The sequence below is a fragment of the Caballeronia sp. dw_19 genome (genome assembly GCF_018449515.1).
Lineage (GTDB): Bacteria > Pseudomonadota > Gammaproteobacteria > Burkholderiales > Burkholderiaceae > Caballeronia.
Genome location: NZ_JAAVUQ010000012.1, coordinates 71,474 through 91,166, shown reverse-complemented (window position 1 = coordinate 91,166; position 19,693 = coordinate 71,474). Strand labels below are relative to the sequence as shown.

Annotated in this window: 14 protein-coding genes; 9 read left to right on the top strand and 5 right to left on the bottom strand. The window is 59.9% G+C overall.

What is annotated here, in order from left to right; genetic code table 11:
* Positions 1 to 74 precede the first annotated feature (74 nt).
* From HB376_RS18160 to gspD, 4 genes are read right to left on the bottom strand one after another with little or no spacing between them, the layout of a single operon-like run.
* Complete coding sequence (locus HB376_RS18160) at positions 75 to 488, bottom strand: type II secretion system protein N (protein ID WP_213765052.1); 414 nt, start codon at positions 486 to 488, stop codon at positions 75 to 77.
* Positions 489 to 501: 13 nt separating this feature from the next.
* Complete coding sequence (gene gspF, locus HB376_RS18155) at positions 502 to 1,719, bottom strand: type II secretion system inner membrane protein GspF (protein ID WP_213765051.1); 1,218 nt, start codon at positions 1,717 to 1,719, stop codon at positions 502 to 504.
* Positions 1,720 to 1,725: 6 nt separating this feature from the next.
* Positions 1,726 to 3,213 carry a type II secretion system ATPase GspE gene (gspE, locus tag HB376_RS18150; protein ID WP_346730521.1) on the bottom strand — a complete coding sequence of 496 codons (1,488 nt, stop codon included), beginning with the start codon at positions 3,211 to 3,213 and terminating at the stop codon, positions 1,726 to 1,728.
* Positions 3,210 to 5,636 (bottom strand): type II secretion system secretin GspD, encoded by a 2,427-nt coding sequence (gspD, locus tag HB376_RS18145; RefSeq protein WP_213765050.1) that lies wholly within the window; start codon positions 5,634 to 5,636, stop codon positions 3,210 to 3,212. The genes gspE and gspD overlap by 4 nt, the downstream gene beginning before the upstream one ends.
* A 661-nt stretch (positions 5,637 to 6,297) precedes the next feature.
* On the opposite strand from gspD, the gene HB376_RS18140 reads away from it, so the two are divergent.
* The 3 genes from HB376_RS18140 to HB376_RS18130 all read left to right on the top strand — a co-directional run bounded on the left by HB376_RS18140 (position 6,298) and on the right by HB376_RS18130 (position 8,356).
* Positions 6,298 to 6,744: a lytic transglycosylase domain-containing protein gene (locus tag HB376_RS18140; protein WP_213765129.1), complete on the top strand. Its 447-nt coding sequence runs from the start codon at positions 6,298 to 6,300 to the stop codon at positions 6,742 to 6,744.
* Between the two features lie 189 nt (positions 6,745 to 6,933).
* Positions 6,934 to 8,085, top strand: coding sequence for a GTP-binding protein (locus tag HB376_RS18135; RefSeq protein ID WP_213765049.1), 1,152 nt, complete (start codon positions 6,934 to 6,936; stop codon positions 8,083 to 8,085).
* Positions 8,039 to 8,356, top strand: coding sequence for a hypothetical protein (locus tag HB376_RS18130; RefSeq protein WP_213765143.1), 318 nt, complete (start codon positions 8,039 to 8,041; stop codon positions 8,354 to 8,356). Before HB376_RS18135 ends, HB376_RS18130 begins: the two co-directional genes overlap by 47 nt.
* 829 nt (positions 8,357 to 9,185) lie before the next feature.
* On the opposite strand, the gene HB376_RS18125 is transcribed toward HB376_RS18130, so the two are convergent.
* Positions 9,186 to 9,464 (bottom strand): HU family DNA-binding protein, encoded by a 279-nt coding sequence (locus HB376_RS18125; protein ID WP_031364544.1) that lies wholly within the window; start codon positions 9,462 to 9,464, stop codon positions 9,186 to 9,188.
* Positions 9,465 to 9,900: 436 nt separating this feature from the next.
* Between HB376_RS18125 and mnmC the strand changes: the two genes are divergently transcribed.
* From mnmC to HB376_RS18095, 6 genes are all read left to right on the top strand, one after another.
* Positions 9,901 to 11,769 carry a bifunctional tRNA (5-methylaminomethyl-2-thiouridine)(34)-methyltransferase MnmD/FAD-dependent 5-carboxymethylaminomethyl-2-thiouridine(34) oxidoreductase MnmC gene (gene mnmC, locus HB376_RS18120; RefSeq protein ID WP_213765048.1) on the top strand — a complete coding sequence of 623 codons (1,869 nt, stop codon included), beginning with the start codon at positions 9,901 to 9,903 and terminating at the stop codon, positions 11,767 to 11,769.
* Positions 11,770 to 12,515: 746 nt separating this feature from the next.
* On the top strand, positions 12,516 to 13,718 hold the full coding sequence (locus HB376_RS18115) for a cation:proton antiporter (RefSeq protein WP_213765047.1): 1,203 nt from the start codon (positions 12,516 to 12,518) through the stop codon (positions 13,716 to 13,718).
* Between the two features lie 174 nt (positions 13,719 to 13,892).
* Positions 13,893 to 15,008 (top strand): YbdK family carboxylate-amine ligase, encoded by a 1,116-nt coding sequence (locus HB376_RS18110; protein ID WP_213765046.1) that lies wholly within the window; start codon positions 13,893 to 13,895, stop codon positions 15,006 to 15,008.
* A 692-nt stretch (positions 15,009 to 15,700) separates the two neighbouring features.
* Entirely contained in the window at positions 15,701 to 16,345 is a 645-nt protein-coding gene (locus tag HB376_RS18105) for a MarR family winged helix-turn-helix transcriptional regulator (protein ID WP_213765045.1), read from the top strand.
* Between the two features lie 195 nt (positions 16,346 to 16,540).
* Positions 16,541 to 17,260 carry a glutamine amidotransferase gene (locus tag HB376_RS18100; protein ID WP_213765044.1) on the top strand — a complete coding sequence of 240 codons (720 nt, stop codon included), beginning with the start codon at positions 16,541 to 16,543 and terminating at the stop codon, positions 17,258 to 17,260.
* Positions 17,261 to 18,357: 1,097 nt separating this feature from the next.
* Positions 18,358 to 19,470, top strand: coding sequence for an NADH:flavin oxidoreductase/NADH oxidase (locus HB376_RS18095; protein ID WP_213765043.1), 1,113 nt, complete (start codon positions 18,358 to 18,360; stop codon positions 19,468 to 19,470).
* The last annotated feature ends 223 nt before the right edge of the window (positions 19,471 to 19,693 follow it).

Genomic DNA, 19,693 nt, shown 5'->3' with positions numbered 1-19,693 from the left:
ATTCTATAGGTCCCGCTTGCGCGGATTTCACTTCGTAAGCAGCGGCCGTCCGATCCGTTTGATCCTGGGCGGCTTCAGCGCACATAAATGGTCGGGCCGGGCGCGTTCGGCGGCAGGAACACTTCGGAGCGTGTGCCCTTTCTATCGATGATGATCGAGCGCGCCCGCACTTCCTTGATCGTCACGCCCGGCGTCAGCGGCCCGCCCAGCGAGATCGCGCGTGCCGGTTCGCCGCCGTAGCTTACGATCGCCGCCGCGCCGTGTTGCAGCGAGAGAATCCCGAACAGGTGTACGTCCTGGTTTTCCTGATGCTGCAGTTTCCCGCCGAACAACGTAGCGGCCTGCTCCACCGAGGGCGCGCGCCCCGCGGCCGCTGCAGGCAACGGCGCGCTCTGGTGCGTGGTCAGCGTGATGACCCACCACGTCAGCGTCGCGCAAAAAATGGCGAGCGCGATGAGCGATAGCAGGCGGGTCTGAAATGCATTCATGGGATGGGCTTCTTCACTGCACCAGATTATTCAATTCGATGATCGGCAACATCACCGCCAGCACGATCACCAGCACGACGCCGCCCATCGCGAGGATCAGCAGCGGCTCCAGCAGGCTCGTCAGAAACATCGTGCGGCGTTCGAGTTCGCGCGATTCGCCTTCGGATGCCCGGTCGAGCATGGTGGTGACGTCGCCGGTGGCTTCGCCCGAGCGGATCAGATGCACCAGCACGGGCGGAAACGTCCGGGTGTTGCCAAGCGCGCGCGACAGCGACGTGCCTTCACGCACGCGAATGATCGCGTCTTCAACGTTCGCGCTCATCGCGCGGTTGCTCAGGGTTTCGCCCGCGGCTTGCAACGCCCGCAGGATCGGCACGCCGGCCGCGGTCAGGATCGCGAGCGTGCTGGCAAAACGCACGGTGTTATAACCTCGCACGAGTTTGCCGAGCAACGGCGCGGTGAGCAGCCAGCGGTCGAATGCCATGCGCGGCCCCGGCCGCGCGAGCAGGTTCTTGATGAACCAGCTCAGCAACGCCACGCCGATCAGCCCGGCCCACCACCAGTTCCGCACGAAACCGGAGAGCGCCATCATCGCAATGGTGAGGAACGGCAGCGCTTGCTTCGTGCTCGCGAACACGTTCACCACTTGCGGCACCACGTAACTCAGCAGGAACGTGACGATCCCGAATGCGATCAGCGTGACGATCGCGGGATAGGTGAACGCGAGCACGATCTTCTGCTTGAGCGCATTGCGTTGCTCGATGTAATCCGCGAGCCGCGACAACACCAGTCCAAGCTTGCCGGTATGTTCACCGGCCGCCACCAGCGCGCGATAAATCTCGGGGAAATCACGCGGATGTTCCGCCAATGCGTTCGCGAACGAATGGCCGCCGAGCACTTCGCCGCGAATGGCGGCCATCAACTCGCGAACGTAATCGCGCTCCGATTGCTCGGTCAGCACCGACAGCGTTTCGCCGAGCGGCAGACCCGCTGTCAACAGGCTGGCGATTTGTCGCGTGAGAATGGCCTGCTCGCGTTGCGACAAGCGTTTTCCCATCGATAACCGCTGTTTGCGCTCACCCCGCGTGCGAGTACCCGCAGCCTCGACCACCAGAGGCGTCAGCCCCTGCGTCCTGAGTTGGCTACGCGCGGCACGGGCGCTGTCGGCATCGAGTACGCCTGTCTGCGACTTGCCCGCCTGATCGATTGCCTCGAAACGAAACGCCGGCATGGATGTTTAATCTCCGCCCGTCACACGCAGCACTTCTTCCAGCGACGTTGCGCCGGTCGCGAGCCACCGGTTTGCATCCTCGCGCAGCGTGCGCATTCCTTGCGCGCGGCCGGCCGCCAAAATTTCGGCATCCGATGCATTTCGATGAATCAGCGCGCGAAGAGGATCGTCAAGCAGCAGCAGTTCGTACACGCCACGACGTCCCGCATAACCCGAGTTGCCGCATTTATCGCAGCCGACTGCATGCCAATGAATGTGCCCGTCTTCCGAGGTCTCTGCCTTGCACACCGGACACAACTGCCGCACCAGCCGCTGCGCCAGCACGCCGAGCAACGACGACGCCAGCAGATACGGCTCGACGCCCATATCGGTAAGACGCGTGACAGCGGACGCTGCGTCATTCGTGTGCAGCGTGGCCAGCACGAGGTGACCGGTCAACGATGCCTGCACCGCAATCTGCGCCGTTTCCAGATCGCGAATTTCCCCGATCATGATGATGTCCGGGTCCTGCCGCAGAATCGATCGCAACGCGCGCGCGAAGGTCATGCCAATGCGCTCGTTCACTTGCGTCTGACCGATCCCGCCGAGGTCATATTCGATAGGATCTTCCACCGTCATGATGTTGGTGGTGGCGGTTTCGAGCCGCGACATCGCGGCATAAAGCGTGGTGGTCTTGCCGGAACCCGTCGGACCGGTGACCAGCACGATGCCGTGCGGACGGCCGATCAGCTTGTCGAAATGAACCAGCGTGTCGCGCGCCATGCCCAGCGTTTCGAGGTTCAGCCGTTGTGCATCTTTTTCCAGCAGACGCAGCACCGCGCGTTCGCCATGACCGGTCGGCAGCGTTGAAACGCGCACGTCCACTGGCCTGCCGCCTACGCGCAGCGTGATGCGGCCATCCTGCGGCAGGCGCTTTTCCGCAATATCGAGTTGCGCCATGATCTTGATCCGCGAGATCAGCGCGCCATGCAGCGCCTTCTTCGGGCGCACGACGTCGCGCAAGGTGCCATCGACACGAAAGCGCACTACCGAAGACGTCTCGAACGGTTCGATATGAATATCCGATGCCTGTTCGCGCGCTGCCTGCGTCAGCAGCGCGTTGATCATGCGGATGATCGGCGCGTCGTCTTCCGATTCGAGCAAATCCTCGATTTCGGGAATGTCCTGCATCAGCCGCGACAGATCGACTTCGCCTTCCACTTCGCCCACGACCTGCGCCGCGCTGCCGTCATTGCGCGAGTACGCCGAGTTGATTGCAGCCGAAAGCTCGGCCACCGGCAAACGTACGATGGAAAGCGCGCCGAAGTTTCGCGCGACTTCGGCGAGTGCGGCGTCGCTGGTTTTATCGCTGATCCACACTTCGATGCTGTCCGCGTGCTGGTGCGCCACCAGGATCTGTCCGGTCCGCGCGAACGCGTACGGGATCAGCCGTGCCGCGAGCGGCGACGGCGTGCTCGTGGCAACGTTCGCGACGGACGCGCTCAGCGTGCTCACGGCTTCGCTCCCGCGTCGCCGTTGAGCGGCACACCCGGCGCCGGGTTATTCGGCACAGCGTAACTGTTCACGTTCAGCGGCTGCCCTTGCGCTTGCCCTTGCCCCTGATACTGGCCCGGCGGCTGCGCGGTCTTGTACTGCTGCTGGCCTTGATACTGCCCTTGCTGATCCTGCATCTTCGGCGGCGGCGCCTGCGGCAACGTCGTACTGCCGCCCTCCGCCGGCGAACGTGACATGTTGTTCAAGTCGAACAGATTCTGCGACGGGATTCCGCCCTGGCTCGGGCCGATCGGCGCCGGTGGCAGAACCGGTACGTCCTTATCCTTTTCGATGCGGTTATCGGAGGTGGAGTTGTACTGTTGCTGACGCAGATATTCGTAGCGATCGTTCGAAATCTGCGAGCTGGTCGCCTGATCACGCACGATCACCGGGCGCAGGAACACCATCAGGTTGGTCTTCGTCCGCGTCTTCGCTTCGCTGCGGAACAACTGGCCGATCCAGGGGATATCGCCGAGCAGCGGCACTTTGCTGTTGCTCGTCGAATACTGGTCCTGCATCAAGCCGCCGAGCACGACGATTTCACCATCGTCCGCCAGGATGGTCGACTGGATCGAGCGCGTGTTGATCGTCACGCCGCCCGGATTATTGGTCGTGGTGGTATCGACGCTGGAATCTTCCTGATAGAGCTGGAGCTTCAGGATGCCGCCCGTCGTGATCTGCGGTTTCACATGCAGCGTCACGCCCACGTCGCGCCGGTCGAACGTATTGAACGCGGAGACCGACGTGCCCGTATTGGCGGTCGGCGTGGCGTACGAACCGGTTACCACCGGCACGTTCTGGCCGACCACGATCTTCGCTTCCTCGTTATCGAGCGTGATGAGGTTAGGCGTAGACAAGATGTTCGCATCCGACGACGTCGACAGCGCCTGGAGCAAACCGCCCAGGCCGAAGAAGTTGCCGAACTTGTGCAGCAGGCCGATGTTCAGGCCCTGCGAGAGGATGTTCGTCTGACCTGCCAGCGACGACGGATTGCTCGCGACCGCGGCTCCGGCCGCCGTCAAATCGACAATGCTCGACGTGCCCGAGCCCAGGTTCGTGCTGCCGTAAATGCCGTTGTTGCCGCTGTTTGAAAGCAGCGCGCCCTGCCACTGAATGCCGAGATTCGCGCCCGTTGTCGCTGACAGTTCAACTATCAGCGCTTCAATGTAGACCTGCGCACGGCGTGCATCGAGCTGGTCGATGACCGCACGCAAGTTGCGATACACCGGATCGGACGCGGTAATGATCAGCGAGTTGGTGGCCGTGTCGGCCTGGATCATGCCGTTGCCGGGTTGATCGCTGGAACTGCTGTTGTCGTTGTTGTTGCCGAAGCCGGAGTCCTTGCTCTGGCCGCCGCCCCCCATCGGATTGCTTCCCGACGACGAACTGCTGCTGCCGAGTCCACCCGGCAGCGGCGGCAAGCCGCTCGTGCCGGTCGACGAACCGGAACCGCCTGCGCCAAACGCGCCCGAACCGCTCGACGAACCCGATCCCGACGATGACGACGAAGACGAATTCCCGTTGCCCTTGCCCATCATCGCGCTCAGGGTTTTGGCGAGGCGCGAGGCATCGGCGTTACGCAGTGCGACTACGTGCATATTGCCCGGCTGCGTGGTGGCCGCGTCGAGACTGCGCGCAAGCTGCTTGGCCGCCGCGAGCCGTGCGCTGCTGGACGCGCGCAGCAGCAGCGAGTTCGTGCGCGGGTCGGCGGTGACGGTAACTTTCAGCGTAGCGTCGGTGCTGCCTATCGAGCCTGGATCGAGCAGCTTGTTGAGCTGTTCGGCAACGTCGAGCGCGTTCGCGTTCTTCAGCGGCACCACCTCGACCTGCCGGCCCGCCGCTGTATCGATGCCCGCGATGATGCTCGCGATGCGCCGCACGTTGTCGGCATAGTCGGTGACGACCAGCGTGTTGTTGGCCGGGTAGGCGGCGATCGTGTTGTTCGGCGAGATCAGCGGACGCAGGACCGGCAACACGTTGTTGGCCGATTCGTTGTGCAGCTCGAACACCTGGGTGATCACCTGATCGCCCCGCGCGGTGGGCGCGTTGCCGACGTAGGTCGGCACGCCCTGCAGCTTGGCGTCGGCTTCCGGCACGACTTTGAGCACACCGTGATCTTGCACGAGTGCGAAGCCCTGCATTCTCAATGCCGACTGCAGCGTTTTCAAAGCCTGATCCTCTGGCACCGGATTTTCCGATACGAGATTCAATTGCCCTTTGACCCGCGGGTCGACGATGATCGTCTTCCCAGTCGCGGCACCGATCGCTTTCGCCACCTGATCGATATCCGCATTGACGAAATTCAGTGTCACCTGTGCGTGCGCAATTTGCGTGGTGACGAGACCGGCCACCAGCAAAGCCGTCGCGGCGCGACGCAATGCCATACGTTTTCTTCTCATGGAGTGTGATGTCTAGACCTGCTGATCCCGTCGCTGAAAACCAGTCGTGTTACGCGTCTTTCGACGCTTTTAACACCACGAAGGCTTAAAACAGACGTTTCCAGGGCCGATGCCCGGGCAATGCCATATCCCAAAAACGTGAACCATAGCAGCTTTTCATGTCAGGTTTGTCACAAAAGTACTAATCCTTGGCCGACGATCGTCAAATAGTAAAGCGTCACAAATCTCAAAAAAACCTTCTGATAAAACTCTGTTCGTCTTGACCCTTACTAGCCCTTTGCACATAAGAAAGAGGTTGAAATTGTCATATTTGTTCGCTTTCCCCCGTGCAGTAGAGCAGTTCGGATTTCATGCGCCTATAAAGACAAACGCGGCCGATTAACTAAACTTTCGGATAGCTTTCATAAAAATTGGCGTCACATGCCTTGGCTATGTCGGATGGCCAAATTTAAAACGCCATAGTCTGCCGGTATGATACGAGCGCTTCGGCGCGCTGGATGCGCAATGTGCGGGCGGGTTTTCCCGTGTTTACCGCGTCTTACCTTGTTTTACCGGGTGTTACCCGGTTTTTGCCGATAAAGCGGCGCCTTCACTGCAGCAGTTCGCGAGTGCAAGGCACACAGTCGATCAGGTGGTACCCAACATGATGAAAATATTTTTGCGACTCTTTGCGATCGGTTTCGGCGCCTTATTGGCAGCCGCGCCCGCGCACGCCGACTGTTTCGATGAAGCCGCCAAGTATCAGAAGGTCAACCCGCTGATCCTGCGGGCGATCGCGTGGCAAGAGTCGCACAACCAGCCGGACGCTATGAACAAGAACGCGAACGGTTCCATCGACTACGGTCTGATGCAGATCAATTCGGTGCATCTGACGCAGCTCGCGCAGTACGGAATTTCGACCACCACGCTGATGCAGCCGTGCAAGTCGGTCTATATCGCCGCGTGGCATTTACGCCAGAAGATGAACAAGTATGGCAACACGTGGCAAGCGGTCGGCGCTTACCATTCGGAAACGCCGTCGCTGCGAGATCAGTACTCGAAGCAGATCATCAATATCCTGGGTAAGTGGAAGCTGCTGACGGCATCGCGCTGATTCAGGTTCGCTTCGTTTGTTTCGTTCAGCTTCTTCTGTTTTTCATCGCATGGCGCGGCGTTCCAGCCGCGTTTGATGCACAATTCCGCGTTCCAGCTCGCCGCTATTCGAGGCGGGTTTTCTTGAAAGCGCCACCGTTTTCAGCGGCTGCGCGCGCGAGTTTCGCGCCCTCTTTCGATGCCAAACGCGATGAATCAGCCCCTGCCCGTTACCGTGCTTGCCGGTTTGCCAGGCGTAGGCAAGACCACGCTGCTCGACCATTTGCTCGCGCATCATGCCGGCATGTCCATCGCGGTTGTTCGCGGCCGGATCGACGATCTATCGAGTGAAATCAACAGTGCTGCCGCGGAAGGCCGCTTCGACGCGATCGTGGTGGAAGCGTCCGGCACCGACGACCCGCAGGTGATCGCCGAGAGCCTGGTCTTCGATAACGACATCGCGCACCTTGATACGATCGTGACCGTCGTCGATGCGGAGAGTTTTTCGCGCGAATATGCGTCGACGGATTCGCTCAGCGAGCGCGGGATGGCAAGCCAGGACCACGATGGCCACGACGACCGCACGGTCGTGGAAGCGCTGATCGCGCAGATCGAGTTCTGCGATGTGATCGTGATCAACAAGACGGATCTCGTCAGTACCGACGCGCTCACCAAACTCCGGCGCGTGCTGCATGCGCTGAATCCGCGCGCCGAACTTATCGATGCGCGGCAAGGCGCGGTCGCGGCGAGCGAGTTGTTGAACACAGACCGCTTCGACTTTGACGCGACCTCGAGCGCGCCCGGCTGGCTGGCGATGCTGAACGCCGATCCGGAGTCAGCATCGGAGTTGGCGGCCGACGACTTGGGCGTTGGTGGATTTGTTTATCGGGCGCGCCGGCCGTTTCATCCCGGGCGGCTGTGGGCGCTGGTGCATCAGGAATGGCCGGGTGTATTGCGTTGCAAGGGTTTTTTCTGGCTGTCGACACGCAGCGATATTGGCGGTTTGTTGTCGCAAGCGGGGGGGGCGCTGCGGCATGGTCCTGCGGGGATGTGGTGGGCGGCGCAGGAGCGCAGCGAATGGCCGACGGGCGATGCTGAGCTGGAGGCTGAAATTGCCGCAGACTGGTACGGCGATGCGGACGATATGACTATCGGCGACCGGCGACAGGAACTGGCGATGATCGGAACTGACCTGGACGAGTCGCATTGGCGGGGGGCTTTTGACGCGTGTCTTGTCACCGATGAGGAATGGTCGCAAGCGACGGAGGGATTGTTGGCCGATCCGTTCCCGTCGTGGGAGATGGATGAAGATGAGCATGACCACGATCATCATGATGATGATTGCGATTGTGGAGCCCATTAGGTTTTCGCTCGCGCCGGTGGACGGGGTTGGGGTTTTGGGGTGGTCGGGGGTCTGTGTTGGGGGGGCGGTGGTTTCTGCGTTAGCGGTCGGGGTCTATTGCTGGGTTGGTGCTTTCGGCCGTGGTGGTCTGCGAGAGTCGGATTTTCTCTTTATCACTGTTAGCCGCTGTGCGTGGCGGCACGTCATTTCTTTGTCCAAAGCGACAAAGAAACGAAGCAAAGAAAACGCTTTCAACCACGCTACCCTAAGTGTCCACAGCGTGCAGTTTTGATTCATAGGTGCCCCAAAAGCACGGTGCTCGCCAGAGCGAAGGATGTGTGAACCCCTCCTTCTCGCGAATCCTGACACGAACACGCTTCGCCCCGTACGCTCTCGGGCAAGCACCATTGCCAATGAACCCGCACGGCCTTACAGATATTTACGGCTGCGGCTTTTTGACAGGTTAGCTACCTAGTCTGTGCGACCGTATTCATTTGGCTAGAGCTTCATGCGTGTTTGTGTTTACTGCTTCAGTTTTTGTGAATTGGCTGCGCGTTCTGTACAGCTATCTTCGTCGGTTACGGCCGCCCGCATCTTCGCGACCTCGTTTCCAGCAGGGTTGGCGACGAGGTTCGAGGCGCGTACAAATTTGGTGGTCGGTCGTCCGCGGATAGCGCGGGGTGCTCCTTGGGCAGGTTCAATCACTGGTGGCGAAGCGTGTGGGTATCGGTGTTCGGAGAAGGAGGGGTTCACACATCCGGAGCTCTGGCGAGCACCGTGCTTTTGGGGCACCTATGAATGAAAACTGCACGCTGTGGACACTTAGGGTAGCGTGTTTGAAAGCGCTTTCTTTGCTTCGTTTCTTTGTCGCTTTGGACAAAGAAATGACGTGCCGCCACGCACAGTGGCTAATAGTGATAAAGAGAAAATCCGACTCTCGCAGACCGCTAAGGCCGAAAGCATCAACCCAGCATTGACCCCGACCGCTAACGCTAGAACCCACCACCCCGACATTGACCCCGACCACTAACGCAGAAACCGCCAACCCCCAACCCCGTCCACCGGCGCGAGCAAAAAAAAACCCGCCGATGGCGGGTTCCATACTGACAACCGGCTACAACTTACCGCTTGTTCACTGCGTCCTTGAATGCCTTGCCAGCCGTGAACTTGACGGTCTTGGCGGCCGGAATCTTAATGGATTCGCCGGTCTTCGGGTTACGGCCGGTGCGCGCTGCGCGCTTGCCCGAACCAAAGCTTCCGAAGCCAATCAACTGCACGGCGTCACCCTTCGAGACGGCCTTCTTGACCACTTCGAGCAACGTGTCCAGCGTTTCGCCGGTTTGAGCCTTGCTGGCGCCGGTCTGAGCGGCCACGGCGTCGATCAGTTCCTGTTTATTCATTAAGGTTCCTTTATCAGTTTAGGTTGACACGAACAGCGCGAACGCGCCGATTATACGTGCGCGGGCCTTGCAGTCGAGTACTGGCGCGGGTCCAGCCCCCTGGCCCACTATTCCGGCAAACCCTCACACCCCGGTCGCCGGGCCTCCTCCTTACTCGGCGGTTGTTATCATAACGCAGCGCAAACCCAAGCAGGACAAGGGTTTCGAAGATTTACGCATGATCGGACGCAAGTGAAAACCCTTTCCACCGCCCTTTTCCTGCAAGCAATCCTTTCGTACTGTTCGTTTCACCCTCCGTTGGTTTTTGCCAACGGTTGACGCACGATCCGGTGTATCAAGCGCTAAGCCTTACCCCTATTAGCTTTAAGGGAACGCAGCGCAACCCCGGAAATGCACTGCGAAGGCCATATCATCAGTCTGCTTTCAAACCTTTCCGATGACCCATTCCTTTTTTTGTGCAAACGTGCTTGGCGATCGCGCGCGCTGGGCCCGGAAGCGAAACTTCACGGTCCTACAGGCGGAATTCGACGCCGGGCAGCTCTTTATCGAAGCATGGGCCGCTTGGCGCGCAGATCCGCAGCGCTGCGAGCGCCTGCATTTCGTGGCGGTCGGGCCGCTAACATCGATGGATCTCCCCGACGTAATCACCAAGGAGCCCGCCCTCTCCCAATTACTGATCGATGCCTGGCCCATGCAGGTGGCCGGGCTGCACAGGCTCGAGTTTGAAAACGGACGCGTGGTGCTGACGCTGGCTATCGGCGAGCTGGAAAGCATGCTGCCAAAAATCTGGCTGCGTGCCGATGCCTTTTATCTGCGGCTATCGCAGGTCGATGCGAAGCTGGCCTACATCGCCAAAGCGCTGGCCCGCGTCGCCGGGGATCAAGCGACGTTATGTGCCCAAGCGCATCCCCTCCTTCCCCAAGCGCTCAAAGACGCAGGCTTTATCTGCGATGAAACCCCGCACGGCGCTTTTGTGAAAGCGCGCTTCGCGCCACGCTGGCGTGTGCGACGTCACGAACCGCCGCGTGCGTTAGCAATTGAGGGCGCCACTCCATCAGCAGTGCTTTCGACGGACGCGGTATCAGCTTCCTCGCGTCAAGGACTGCGCCATGCAATCGTCATCGGGGCTGGCCTTGCCGGCTGTGCGATCACCGAGCGCCTTGCCTCGCGGGGATGGCGAGTCAGCCTGATCGAGCGTCACGACGATCTTGCCCGCGATGCGTCGGGCAACCCCGCCGGCGTCTTCCACCCGATCGTCTGGCGTGACGACAGCATCGCTGCCCGCCTGACACGCGCTGGATTTCTCTACGCGCTGCACCGCTGGTCCGAGCTCGAACGCGCCGGCCACACCCTGAACCGCAGCCATCAGGGATTGCTGCAAATAGCAGATTCCACGGACGATGCACGCGCAATTGCATCCGCGATCAAGCGCTTCGGCTTGCCGCCGTCCTATGTAATACCCGTCGATGAACACGAAGCCACCCGCCTGGCCGGCCAGCCCGTCGCGCGCCCCGGATGGTTTTTCCCTCACGGCGGCTGGATTTCCCCAGCCGCGATATGCGCCGCGCAATGTGCGGTTGCGGGCGATTTACTGACGACTCGTTTCGGCACGGAAGTCGCGCGGATCGATCGGGAAAACGGCACGTGGACTGCCTTCGACATCACCGGCCGCACCCTCGCCCAAGCCCCCGTCTTGATCCTTGCCAACGCCGGCGATGCGCAACGCCTCGCCGGGCTCCACGGCCTTCCGACGCGCGGCGTACGCGGCCAGCTAACGCTATTGGACTCGAGTCCGCTCGACGGCCTGCGCGTACCCATCGTCGGCGATGGCTACGCCGTGCCGCTCGGCGCGCATCGAACGCTAACCGGCGCGACCTACGATATCGACGACATCGATACGCAAATCCAGGCCGCCGGTCATATCGAAAACCTGGACCGCGTCGCGATGATGTTGCCGGCCCTCGCCGGGTTCAAACCAACGCGAGAAACGCTGGAAGGCCGCGTGGCATTTCGATCGGTGACGAGCGATCGCATGCCGATGATCGGCTCCCTCGCCGATGAAACCGCCGCCCGTGCCGATGCCCCCCGTCTTTCCGGCGCATGGCCGCTCGATTTGCCGCGCATGCCCGGCTTATACGGCGCGTTTGCTTTCGGTTCGCGCGGACTGGTGTGGTCGACACTGGCCGCCGAGCTGATCGCGGCGCAAATCGAAGGCGAGCCGTGGCCGATCGAACGTGAACTGGCTGACGCCATCGACCCCGCGCGCTACCTTCTGCGGGCATTGCGACAAGGCGAACTCGGCTAAAAACATTGGTCGGCAAACTATCCACCGCAGCCTGTGGATAACCCGGCGAATTTCGCGCGAATGACCTGTGTACTCGCTGTGGGCGTAAACGGGACAACTTCGTCGCACCGCGAATTCGCCCGAAGTTGTTCGGAGTTCACCCTCGGACGCCCACACGTTCACTATCTGCTTATGCGTCCTTCAAGCGCTTGTAAACGCTGATGAAAATGGAGTTATCCACAGAAATCGTGCGGCCTTGTTAACTACTACTACGTATATATAAACAAAACTTGTAAACCTTAAAACAAGCGTCATCGGCAGCACTCAAAGTGGAAAAACCGCCTTGTCTCAGACGAAACAACAATAAAATCCGACCCTCTTGAAGGTAAATTTTTCCTTATGTCGAGACACTGAAACCCATTGTTACCGCTCGGTTCCAACTAGCGCAGGGGTTGAACAAGTGCTGCCGGGAGCTATGGCACAATCCCCGTTCTTTCGTTCGGCCGCCTTGCCGGCTTATCGCTTCAAACCGGGCTCTTCGCGAGCAACGTGGATTGAAAAAAACGCTGCAACCGTTGCCATGACAGCAACGGACCGACTGGCCAACCAGCGAATCGGCTGTCAATCGGCCGACGAGTCCCAACGGGGCTTGACGGAGCCTGAAGAATCACCGGGCAACGAACCTTTCCGGCAACGCGCACTGTTGCCGCGCATCACCTGCCCATTCACTGTCTATCCGCACTAGCTGCGAAGGAGAAATCCTCACGATGAAGTCGGCCTTTTCATTCTTACCGGTTTGGCCACTCACACCCGACGCCATTTTTTGGGCTGGTCTTGCACTGGTTGCCGCGGGCCTCTGTGGTGAATTGCTCTGGCGCGCCTGGCGTTTGCCGCGCATCACGGGCTACGCCGTCATTGGCCTGATCGCGGGCAACGCAGGTTTTGGTGTGATCGATGTCAGTTCGGCAGGAATCTCGCGACCGTTGCTCGACGTCGCGCTTGGCCTGCTCCTGTTCGAACTCGGCAGCCGGCTCGACTTGCGCTGGATTCGCCGCAATCCTTATCTGATCTTGTCGAGCATTGCGGAAAGCACGCTCACGTTCGGTTTCGTATTGATCGCGCTGACGCTGTGCAAAGTGCCGACCATGCCGTCAGTTGTAATTGCCGCAATTGCCATGGCAACGTCACCGGCCATGGTCATTCAACTGCGTACCGAACTACGCGCGGAAGGCCAGGTCACACAACGATTGCTCACGCTGACCGCGCTCAACAGCATGTACGCGGTGATCGTCGAAAAACTCGCGGCCGGCGTGCTGCACCAAGAGATCTACGGCAACACGCTCGCGACGATCGTCCAGCCGCTTTATCTGTTGCTCGGTTCGCTTTTGCTCGCGCTGCTGCTCGCGCTGGCCTGCAATCTGCTGTACCGGCGGCTGAATACCAACGACGAGCACTCGTTCGTCGCGCTATTCGGTCTCGTGTTGCTCGCGATCGCGATCGCGCATGTGTTCAAGCTGTCGACCATTCTTGCGCTGCTGGCGGCTGGCATCATCGTGAAGAATTCGAACGAGCGGCCGCAACTCTGGCCGACACATTTCGGCACGGCAGGCTGGTTGCTGACGGTGATTTTGTTCGCGTTGACGTTGACATCGTTCGAATGGCGCGATATCGCGCTGGGCGGTCTGGCTGCGCTGGCGCTGATCGTGGCGCGTTTCGTTGGCAAGCTGGTCGGCGTATTGATCTTCGCCAAACCAAGCGGTCTCAACTGGAAACAGGGCGCGGCGCTCGGGGTCGCGTTGACGCCGATGTCGGCGCTCGCGTACCTGCTCGTCGACGATATGTACGTGCTGTATCCCGACTACGACCCGACGCTGCGGGCAATCGTCATGTGCTCGATCGTCGTGCTGCAAATTGTTACGCCGTTTCTCGTGTATCGCAGTTTGTCGGCGATCGGCGAACGGCGCGAGTAGCGTTCAAGCAAGGGCTAAGCAGCGTTTTATCCTGTCTTTTTCTCATTTTTATCGGGTCGCCGGCGTGTCATTGAACGGGTCTTTGAGCGCTTGAGCACGTTACCCGGCTTATCGGGCGCGTCGTGCCGATAAGGTGTCGGCCGGCGCCCCAGGCTTTGTCAATCAAGAGGCACCATGTCACTCGAACCTTTCATCAACTCGGAGCCGTTCACCTTCGGCGTCGAACTCGAGATCCAGGTCGTCAACACGCACGACTACGACCTGACCAAGGCCGCCTCCGATCTCATGCGGCTCGTCAAGGACGAAAAGATCCCTGGCAGCATCACGCCGGAGATCACGGAAAGCATGATCGAGTTGTCCACGGGCATCTGTACGACGCATGAACAGGCCGTAACGGACCTCCGTGCCATCCGTGACACCCTGGTGGCCGCTGCTGACCACCTCAACGTCGGGCTGTGTGGCGGTGGCACGCACGCCTTCCAGCAGTGGAGCGACCGCCAGATCTTCGATACCCCGCGCTTTCAGTACCTTTCCGAGCTCTACGGTTACCTCGCGAAGCAGTTCACGGTATTCGGCCAGCATGTGCACATTGGCTGCCCGGACCCGGACAGTGCGTTGTTCCTGCTGCATTCCATGTCGCGCTTTATTCCGCACTTCATTGCGTTGTCGGCTTCGTCGCCGTACGTGCAGGGCGTCGATACCGGCTTTCATTCCGCTCGCCTCAATTCTGTCTTTGCATTTCCGCTGTCCGGGCGCGCGCCGTTCACGCTCACGTGGGACAGCTTCGAGGAATATTTCTCAAAGATGGTGAGCACCGGCGTGGTCAACAGCATGAAAGATTTCTACTGGGACATCCGGCCGAAGCCGGGTTTTGGCACGATCGAAGTCCGGGTGATGGACACGCCGTTGTCGGTTGATCGCGCAGCGGCCATTGCCTGCTACATCCAGACGCTCGCGCGCTACCTGCTGCTCGATAAACCCCTGACGCTGAAAGAGGACGACTATCTCGTCTACACGTTCAACCGGTTCGAGGCTTGCCGCTTCGGCCTGGAGGGCAGTTGCATCGATCCGCAAACGGGCGAGCGCCGCACGATTGCCGAAGACATCCTGGCTACGCTTGACGTGATCGCGCCTCACGCTGACGCGCTTGGTTCGAACGAAGCGCTGCGTCAGGTCGGCGATATCGCCCGCAGCAACATGAACGACGCAACCTGGTTGCGCGGTGTTTTCGATCGCGAGCGGTCGCTGCACGAAGCTGTGCGCCAGCAATGTCTGCAGTGGCGCGAGTGATCGATCGCCCTTGGTTCCAGCGGCCTTGATCGCCTCCCGAAAAAAAACCTGCTCCCCGGCAGGTTTTTTTTCGTCATTTTCTTTCAGGCCGATGCCGATAAGCTACCTCCAAGGTTTACTGTCATGAGTTCGTATACATACGTAATAGTAGTTAACAAGCATCGTGCAATTCTGTGGACAACCGATAAAATCTCCACAAACTCAACAGTTTGGAGTGCGCATAACTACGGTGTGGAGCCTTGCATCGAACGGGGTTTCGAGGGATAACAATTTGGCGGATTTGCACGCCGGGGGGTTATCAAGAATCGGCGCACATCGAATAATGTGGTTATCCACGGTGTTATCCACAGTGTTTTGTGAATAACTAAGGTGTACGTTTGGTTCCAGTCGCTTAGAATGTCGGTTTTACCGGTAGGGGGAAGCACGGCCGGTGAAACAAATGAAGCGCTGGACGGTCTAGAACAGGCGCCGCGAAGAAACATAGATGTCCTTATCCGGACGACGAACTAGCTGTATCGGTTTGATCGCCCGAATTTTGAGACGGTAGTTGATACGAAAGGATTCGCCGGTCGGATATGCCGGCGATTGAGCCTGCAGCGGCTTGGGTAAAACGAGCGGGGTCTGACGTTTTACCGGTTTCGAGCCGTTGCCGAACCATCAGATAAGCATCAAGAAAGACGAAGCGAACGACTATGAGCGAAGGCGTATATGGAGAGCAGGCCACAGGGCGGGTGACCCATGGTTTGCTGCGGTTGAGCACGGCGATGCGTAGCCAGGCGTGGGAATGGGCTGAGGGTGCGGGCTTGACGCCGACCCAGGGCGAAATTCTCGTGTTGCTGATGCAGCGGCGCGGTCCAATGCGGCTTGGCGAGATCGCACGGGAAACGGCGTTGACCGCCGCGACCACGAGCGATGCCGTCAGCACGCTGGAAGGCAAGGGTCTGGTCGAAAAGCGCCGCGCGCTGGACGACGGGCGCGCGCTGGCAGTACGCCTGACCGCACGCGGAAAGACGGCAGCCAAGAAGGCGCTGGTATGGCCGGAGTTCTTGTCGAAGGCGGTCGGCACGTTGAAAGTCGATGAGCAGTCGCAGTTGTACCGCAGCTTGCTCAAGACCATTCGACAGCTCGAAGTGGTGCAGCAGATTCCGCCGCACCGCATGTGCCTGAGCTGCACGCACCTCGAAGCGAGCAAGAACCCGAAGAAGACGCCGCATCACTGCGCGTTGCTGAACATCGACATGGCCGATACCGACCTGCGTCTCGATTGTTCGGTATACGAAGAAGGCGATCTCGCCAAGCAGAAGAAGAACTGGAAGATCTTCGCGCAGGTCGCGTAAGCGTCGCTGCCTGAAGCTTCACGTTCGCCGTCCGTGCTTCGCGCCCTGAGCGCGAAGCACGCCGGTCTCGGTTAGACTATTCGAGCCGCGCGCCCGTTGGCGGTGCGCTGGCTGCTCGACTGCGCCTCTCCCTTGTGCGCGGCCGGATGCCGCGCGTACTGATCCCAGCTTGCCCGCTCTCCTGGATGACCGCCGATGAAACGTGAAGTCCTGGCGATACGCCACGTCTATTTCGAAGATCTTGGCAGCCTGGAACTGGTGCTGGGCGATCGTGGCCAACTGGTACGTTATCTCGATGTGGGGCGCGCTCGCATCGACGCTCCTAATCCGCTCGATACATCGTTAATGGTCGTCCTTGGCGGCCCGATCGGCGCTTACGACGACGCGCTGTTTCCCCATTTGAATCCGTTGCTCGCGATGCTGGAAAAGCGCATTGCGGCGGGGTTGCCGACTATTGGCATCTGCCTGGGTGCGCAGTTGATTGCCCGGGCGCTCGGGGCGAAGGTTTATCCGGCGGCGCAAAAGGAACTCGGCTGGAAGGCGTTGACGTTGACCGAAGCGGGACGGGCTTCTGCTTTGCGGCATTTCGATGTGGATGATCAGCCGACACCGGTTCTCCATTGGCATGGCGATACCTTTGATCTTCCCGATGGCGCTACGCGGCTTGCATCTACAGATGTTTGCGAGAATCAGGCTTTCAGTTGGGGCGATCACGTTCTGGGCTTGCAATGCCATCCGGAAATCCTGGTCGACCGGTTTGAAAGTTGGCTTGTCGCGTATCCGGGTGAAGTGGCGGAATGCGGGACGACGGTGACCGCCTTACGCGCCGATACGGTTCGGCATGGACCGGCGTTGGAGCGCGCCGCGCGGAAGATTTTTGGCGAATGGCTGGACCGCTTTGAGCCAGCGAAATAGAGGTTTTCGCTCACGCTGGTGGACGGGTGTTAGGTTTTGGGGGTAGTGGTCGGGGTTGGTGCTGGGGTGGTCGGTTCTGGCGTTAGTGGTCGGAGTCAATGCCGGGTTGCTGCTTTCGGCGTTAGTGGTCTGCGAGAGTCGGATTTTCTCTTTATCACTGTTAGCCACTGTGCGTGGCGGCACGTCATTTCTTTGTCCAAAGCGACAAAGAAACGAAGCAAAGAAAGCGCTTTTAAACCACGCTACCCTAAGTGTCCACAGCGTGCAGTTTTGATTCATAGGTGCCCCAAAAGCACGGTGCTCGCCAGAGCGGAGGATGTGTGAACCCCTCCTTCTCCGAACACGGATACCCACACGCTTCGCCACCAGTGATTGAACCTGCCCAAGGAGCACCCCGCGCTATCCGCGGATAACCTCCCTCCAAATGTGTACACGCCTCGAACCATGTCGCCAACCCTGCTGGAAACGAGGTCGCGAAGATGCGTAAGGCCGTCCCCACGCAAATAACTGTGGTGACCACGCGGGTAACTCACCAAAACTGGAGCAGCAACACGCGTGGTGCCGTGACCTACGGACATAACCGTCAGACCACGTAGCTGACACGCGAAGAGCGCGGCAGCCAGAACGCGTGAGGCCGCGCGGGTTCCTTGGCAATGGTGCTTGCCCGAGAGCGTACGGGGCGAAGCGTGTTCGTGTCAGGATTCGCGAGAAGGAGGGTTTCACACATCCGTGGCTCTGGCGAGCACCGTGCTTTTGGGGCACCTATGAATGAAAACTGCACGCTGTGGACACTTAGGGTAGCGGGTTGTAAAAGCGTTTTCTTTGCTTCGTTTCTTTGTCGCTTTGGACAAAGAAATGACGTGCCGCCACGCACAGTGGCTAATAGTGATAAAGAGAATATCCGACTCTCGCAGACCACTAACGCCGAAAGCACCAACCCGGCATTGACCCCGACCACTACCCCCAGAGCCAAGCACCCTGACCCCTGACCACCAACCCCCAGAACAGAACACGCCCCCAAAACCAAAACCCCGAGTGCGAACGGCCCGCCCTCAAAGTGCTATTCTGAAACGCCCTTTTCCTCCGGAAACCCTCCCATGAGCGCTCTGTTTTCGCCCTTCACGCTGCGAGGCGTGACGCTTCCGAACCGCATCGTGGTCTCACCGATGTGCCAATACTCTGCCGAACGCGGCGAAGCCACCGCATGGCACATGATCCACCTCGGACACCTCGCGCTCTCGGGCGCCGGCATGCTCTGCCTCGAAGCAACCGCAGTCGAACCCGATGGCCGCATCACCCCCGGCGACCTCGGCCTCTGGGACGACGTGACTGAAGCCGCGCTCAAACCCGTCATCGACGCCATTCGAAAATATTCACACATCGCCATCACGATGCAACTCGGCCACGCGGGCCGCAAAGCGTCGAGCGCGGTGCCTTGGGAAGGCGGTCAACTGATCCCCGTGTCAGAAGGCGGCTGGATGCCCTCGGCCCCATCGGCGATTCCGCATAAGGAAGGCGAAACACCGCCGCTAGCCCTCGACGCAGCCGGCCTGATCCGCATACGCGAAGCCTTCGTGGCGACAGCGAAGCGCGCCGCGCGCCTGGGCCTGGACGCACTCGAAGTGCACGCGGCCCACGGTTATCTGCTGCATCAGTTTCTCTCACCGCTCGCCAACCAGCGCACCGATGAATACGGCGGCTCGCTCGAAAACCGCATGCGTTTTCCGCTCGAAGTCTTCGACGCCGTGCGCGCCGCTTTTCCCGCCGATAAACCCGTCGGCCTGCGTGTGTCGGCATCGGATTGGGTGGAAGGCGGCTGGGATATCGAGCAGACCATCGTGTTCGTGAAGGAGTTGCAGAAACACAAGGTGGACTGGATCGATGTGTCGTCGGGTGGTGTTTCACCGCTGCAAAAAATTCCGCTGTCGCCGGGTTATCAGCTGCCGTTCGCAAAGGCCATCAAGGAAGCGACGGGCGTGAATACCATGGGCGTGGGTCTTATCACCGACCCGCAGCATGCCGAAGAAATTATTGAGTCGGGCGAGGCGGATCTCGTCGCGTTGGCGCGTGCGCTGCTCTACAATCCGCGCTGGCCGTGGCACGCGGCCGCGCAACTGGGTGCGACCGTCGAAGCGCCGCCGCAATACTGGCGCTCGCAGCCGCGCGAACAAAAAGCGTTGTTCGGCGATATCTCGTTCGGTCAGCGCTGAAACTCGCGGCTCGAATTTATGGAGCGGTTGAACTCGTGCGCGCCTAACGTGTACGATGCCGTTGTTCGCCCGCATGGTTTCACCCTCACGCGGGCGGCGAAGGACAGTGAATTGCAGCACATGAAGCAACCGAAGCAACCAGCGCAATGAGAAGGACAGCAACGCGGCGGCGCCTCGCATTCAGGCCGCCGCGTTTTTTTAATCCACGTTCCGGTTCGTCACC

What these genes read in the sequence shown, in the direction of transcription:
- HB376_RS18100 (WP_213765044.1), top strand. Translation starts at nt 16,541, where the DNA reads ATGAAACGTGAAGTCCTGGCGATACGCCACGTCTATTTCGAAGATCTT.
- gspF (WP_213765051.1), bottom strand. Translation starts at nt 1,719, where the DNA reads ATGCCGGCGTTTCGTTTCGAGGCAATCGATCAGGCGGGCAAGTCGCAG.
- HB376_RS18105 (WP_213765045.1), top strand. Translation starts at nt 15,701, where the DNA reads ATGAGCGAAGGCGTATATGGAGAGCAGGCCACAGGGCGGGTGACCCAT.
- HB376_RS18160 (WP_213765052.1), bottom strand. Translation starts at nt 488, where the DNA reads ATGAATGCATTTCAGACCCGCCTGCTATCGCTCATCGCGCTCGCCATT.
- HB376_RS18095 (WP_213765043.1), top strand. Translation starts at nt 18,358, where the DNA reads ATGAGCGCTCTGTTTTCGCCCTTCACGCTGCGAGGCGTGACGCTTCCG.
- gspD (WP_213765050.1), bottom strand. Translation starts at nt 5,636, where the DNA reads ATGGCATTGCGTCGCGCCGCGACGGCTTTGCTGGTGGCCGGTCTCGTC.
- HB376_RS18115 (WP_213765047.1), top strand. Translation starts at nt 12,516, where the DNA reads ATGAAGTCGGCCTTTTCATTCTTACCGGTTTGGCCACTCACACCCGAC.
- HB376_RS18130 (WP_213765143.1), top strand. Translation starts at nt 8,039, where the DNA reads ATGACCACGATCATCATGATGATGATTGCGATTGTGGAGCCCATTAGG.
- HB376_RS18125 (WP_031364544.1), bottom strand. Translation starts at nt 9,464, where the DNA reads ATGAATAAACAGGAACTGATCGACGCCGTGGCCGCTCAGACCGGCGCC.
- HB376_RS18140 (WP_213765129.1), top strand. Translation starts at nt 6,298, where the DNA reads ATGAAAATATTTTTGCGACTCTTTGCGATCGGTTTCGGCGCCTTATTG.
- HB376_RS18110 (WP_213765046.1), top strand. Translation starts at nt 13,893, where the DNA reads ATGTCACTCGAACCTTTCATCAACTCGGAGCCGTTCACCTTCGGCGTC.
- HB376_RS18135 (WP_213765049.1), top strand. Translation starts at nt 6,934, where the DNA reads ATGAATCAGCCCCTGCCCGTTACCGTGCTTGCCGGTTTGCCAGGCGTA.
- mnmC (WP_213765048.1), top strand. Translation starts at nt 9,901, where the DNA reads ATGACCCATTCCTTTTTTTGTGCAAACGTGCTTGGCGATCGCGCGCGC.